Here is a 3998-nt window from a genome sequence, read left to right as displayed (position 1 = left end):
AACCGACGCAGCGCCGGTTGTGAGTTGCAGCTGGGAGTAGTGCGTCCACACGGTTCCATCGAAGACGACTGGCATAACAGCCATCCTCCTCGACGTTCCCAGCGTCGCGTCCCATATGGGGATCGCTGGCCGGGCGTCCGGGAGGATCAGCGCATGTTGCCGGATGTCGAGCTTGCCGCAGCGCTCGAGGCTGTCGGGGTGCGGCGGCGGTGCTCGACGTCGACGTTGGGTAGCTTCGGGACATGGATGAAGCCACTGAGCCGTCCGCGCGTGGGTAGCGTATCGATCTCAACGAGCCGCCGAGGCTTCTGTGCAGTGAAGCGGAGGCAGCGCTCGTGCGCGCGTCGGAGGAGAGTGCACTTCTTCGCAGCCAGCCCTCGGGATCCAGTGGGAGGGAGAGGGTCGTTTCTGCTGCGCGCTCCGCTGTTCTTCTCGGTGCCAACGAGGACGAGCTCGCCGTGGCGATGGGGTTCACGCTCGAGGCTGTTCGGTCGATGCTCCGCGACGCTTGAACTAGGCCCGGGCCGTCCCGTATGGGATCCGCTCGCGCTTGCGCCACGCCTCGAGGAACGTCAACGACACCACGTCCTCCGCCTCCCCAGGAGTCGGAGCGAGCCCGAGCGCGTGCCGGCGGACGCGGTCGCGGTGCCGGTCGAAGATGCGACCGAACGCCTCACCCTCACCCGCTACGACGCGAGCCCAGTCCTGCTCATCAGTGACGCTCATACCAAGAAGTGTCCGCAGCGCTGCAAATCGCTGCACCCTTGGCCAAGTCCCCTCGAGTGCGAAGACTTGTGCCGTCCCGTAGGGGGATCGTTCAGCGGTTCACGCGATTCGCCGCCGTCGGAACGATCGGCAGCTTCTTCGCGCGAAGGGTGGTGGCGAGGAGCCGGCCGAGGAGGGAGGCGATGCCTGCCGTGACTGCGTATTCCGTGATGAGGCCCGCGGAGGAGGGCCAGGTCGCGTTTCCCGACGCGAGTACCAGTGCGGTGGAGGCGGCGGCGCCGATCACGAGTCCCAGACCCAGGAACGCGGCCGCCTGCCCGACACGCGGGAAGCGGCGTGTCCGCCGGTCGAGCCAGAGACTCGAGGGAAGCCACAGGAGTGCGCCCGCGACAGTGAACGCAGCTGCCGTGCCCGCGATGAGCCCTGCTGCGGACCCGCCCGATACATCCCAGCTGCCCGCTGTTCGCAGCAGCGCGAGGACCGCAACGGCCGGCCACGCCAGAATCCCCCATGCCAGTTCTCGTGTTTCCATGAGCATCATGGTCCGGCACGTCGGTGAACACGCCATGAATCAGAACGTTCAGCACTCCACGATCATGTGTTCCGTAAGGGGATCGTTGAGCGGCAGAGGGGGCGCTGCGCTATGTCGTCGCTCGGTCTTCCGGCGACTCGGTGATGAGCTCCTGCTTGCGTTCGGCTCTGAGCGCGACGACGGTTCCCGCGAGAGCGAGTGCGGCGGCTGCGGTGAAGAGGGCGGTGGCGTCCCACCTGTAGTGACGGATGGTGATGCCTGGTGAGGTCTCGCTGGCTGCGTAGGTGCAGGACAGGCCGAGCGGGTAGAGGATCTTCTCGCCCGACACGCGGCTGGAGTAGAGATCGATCCCGTCGGGGTACTCGCTCTTCTGGCACTGCACGGCGCCCGGTTCCCAGCCGGTCTGAACCCAGCCGATCGTGTGTGTGAGAAGGGCGACTGGGGTCCCGACCACCATCGCGAGGATGCCGAGCGTCTTCGCGGTCCGCAGTTCCAACCCGTCAGAGTAGGGCGGACACCACCCACCACGCGCGTCCCGCAAGGGGATCGGTCAGCGCTTCACTTGGGTTCGGCTGAGTAGGTGCGTGCCGCCCAGCTTGGCCAGTAACTCTCGGCCGCGTCTAGGTCGATGCCGCGAAGACGGATGAGGCAGACGTCCTGGTCGCTGCGGGTAACTACCCAGAGGCTATGGGGCCGGCCGTGAGCTCGCTTCGGGATCCAGGCCAGCACCTCGTCAAGGTCGGTTTCTGAAAGCTCCCACTCTTGGTTCGACGTGCCGTCTTCGGACCAGAAGTGGACGCGGTACGTCGGACCGTCGACCTGCAAGGTTTGGTCGCGCGGATCGTGCAGCTCTGCTTTCATGCGCCCACTGTAACTATCGGGGTGCTCGAGGCTGGCCCGTATGGGGATTGATCACCGGGTCGTCACGCGGTGCGGCCGAGCATCGCAGCGGACGCTGCGGCGCAGTTCTGCGGGCGACGCGCTCGATCGTGTCTTCAGAGCATGGCGGCCTACCGAGGCGACTGCTTCAGAGGACTTGTCCGTCACCTATGGCTTTGGGGCCTTCAACGATAGTGAAGGCCGCTCCGGCGCTGAGGGAGCTGTAGTCGATGTCGTACAGAAGCTGAAGGGTCACTTCGCTCGTCTCGCCGGGATCGACTTCAGTAGCCTCGCTGCTGCGCACGATCACGCCGAGATGCGTTCCGTCGCCGCCGACGACGACGACATGAGGTCGGTACCTTCCGTCGAGACCGATGGGCGCCTTTCGGCCGCCGTCGCTGGTTGGACGGAGACGGATCCTCGCGCGAACCGTTCTCGCGTCTGATTGCGGTGGTGTCACCGGCTGACCACTATGCCTACTGTTCGATGCATGGACTGATCATCGCAGCCGCGCTTCGCGTCCCGGATTGGGATCGTTCAGCGCTTCGGTCGCAGGGGCAGGCCGGTCCGCCCAGTAGGCGAAGGATTCCGATCCTGGGCCCGCGTCAGGAGGCGTCGCTGTCTCTAGTCGAGGCGTCGATCGAGTCGAGGGTGACAACCATGACGGGCTGTATCGACCGCGTTTGAACTGCTCGAGCGTCTTCCACTGCTCGAGCGTCTTCCACTGCGCTGCGGACGAGCGTGAAATGGACAGACCCTGATGCGAAGTCGGCTTCGGGGTCGACAGAGATTGGCGACGACTGAAGCGACAGGACGGCTTGAGCCGCACGGCCCGCCGAGAGTCGAACCATTCGGGGGAGCAGCCCGTCGATCAGGAACAATCCTTGTGCGACCACCTGCTCCCGCCACGATACGTTGGCGGCCGGAAGGTTCGAGCGTAAGTGGATGCTATTCACCCACCACTCCACTCCCCAAGCATCGGACGGCGGAGCCGTCCGGAGGCGAGAGGCGGCGTAGGCCCGAAGTACAACCGAGTCACCTGAACGAGTGAACCCGCGTTCGATGAGCGGTCGGAGCGTGGGATCGTCGTTCAACCAGCGCTCCACGGCTCAACTCTGTCACGCAGTGACGTTGCGCATCGTCCCGTAAGGGAATCGACTGGCGGGCTATTCCTCGATCGGTTCAGCGCCCTCGAGCGGAGTCAGCGTCGCCCAGAATCCGTTCCCGGAACTGAGGTACAGGCGGAGGGGCTGGTCGGTGTCCATCGGGTCTCCGTCCGGGTAGAGGTCGGTGCCGCTGCACGCATCAGGCATCGACACGACGCGGATTGTCTCTCCTGCAATGAACGGTCCCTTCTCTGTCTCATCCACGGTGACCATGTATGCGGATGCTGCGACGCTGAAGACGCTCTGAGTTCCCGAGGCGCGAGGGGAGGCAGTCGTGATGACCGCTTCGGCGACTTCGTAGCGGGCTTCCGCGGATCCAAAATACGCCCAGCCCGGGCATCCCGACGTCTGCACCGCCGGCGCGCAGCCGGCGGCGGTGAGCAGCGCCGCTCCGGTTGTGAGCGCGGCAGCAACTCGAATGCGGTGACGCGAACCCGAGGTCATGCCGGTGACGCTACCCGCTCAGCTCCGTCCCATATGGGGATCGTTCTGCGGATCACCAAGTCGCCGGGCCGACCTCCGCCGGGTGCCGTGGTTCAGCGAGAGAGCCCTCCCGCTGTCAGCTTGCGCGGACCGACAGGTTCTTGCCGAGCTGGGTCCAGCCGTCGCCGGTGGCGTCGTCCGGTACGGCGTCGTCGGGGTGGATCTGTACCGTCCAGTCGTTCTGCTTTGACAGCTTCTCGCCGCAGCCGCTG

The 3998-nt window shown here is 65.6% G+C and carries 6 protein-coding genes; all 6 read right to left on the bottom strand.

Annotated features, from left to right (window positions below; translation table 11 throughout):
- Positions 1-513: 513 nt before the first annotated feature.
- Complete coding sequence (locus tag C5C57_RS17390; protein ID WP_104234406.1) at positions 514-726, bottom strand: sigma factor; 213 nt, start codon at positions 724-726, stop codon at positions 514-516.
- Positions 727-817: 91 nt separating this feature from the next.
- On the bottom strand, positions 818-1267 hold the full coding sequence (locus C5C57_RS17890; RefSeq protein ID WP_146079377.1) for a hypothetical protein: 450 nt from the start codon (positions 1265-1267) through the stop codon (positions 818-820).
- Positions 1268-1367: 100 nt separating this feature from the next.
- A complete protein-coding gene (locus C5C57_RS17380; protein WP_104234408.1) occupies positions 1368-1754 on the bottom strand; it encodes a hypothetical protein in 387 nt (128 codons plus the stop codon).
- A gap of 62 nt (positions 1755-1816) precedes the next feature.
- On the bottom strand, positions 1817-2119 hold the full coding sequence (locus tag C5C57_RS17375; RefSeq protein ID WP_104234409.1) for a hypothetical protein: 303 nt from the start codon (positions 2117-2119) through the stop codon (positions 1817-1819).
- Positions 2120-2285: 166 nt separating this feature from the next.
- Positions 2286-2447, bottom strand: coding sequence for a hypothetical protein (locus tag C5C57_RS18270; RefSeq protein WP_181027273.1), 162 nt, complete (start codon positions 2445-2447; stop codon positions 2286-2288).
- 856 nt (positions 2448-3303) lie between these two features.
- Positions 3304-3747: a hypothetical protein gene (locus C5C57_RS17885; RefSeq protein ID WP_146076925.1), complete on the bottom strand. Its 444-nt coding sequence runs from the start codon at positions 3745-3747 to the stop codon at positions 3304-3306.
- Positions 3748-3998: the final 251 nt, after the last annotated feature.

It is taken from the genome of Rathayibacter sp. AY1C5 (assembly GCF_002931705.1).
Classification (GTDB): Bacteria; Actinomycetota; Actinomycetes; order Actinomycetales; family Microbacteriaceae; genus Rathayibacter.
The sequence above is the reverse complement of the archived record's forward strand: the minus strand, read 5'-3'. Positions and strand labels throughout refer to the sequence as shown.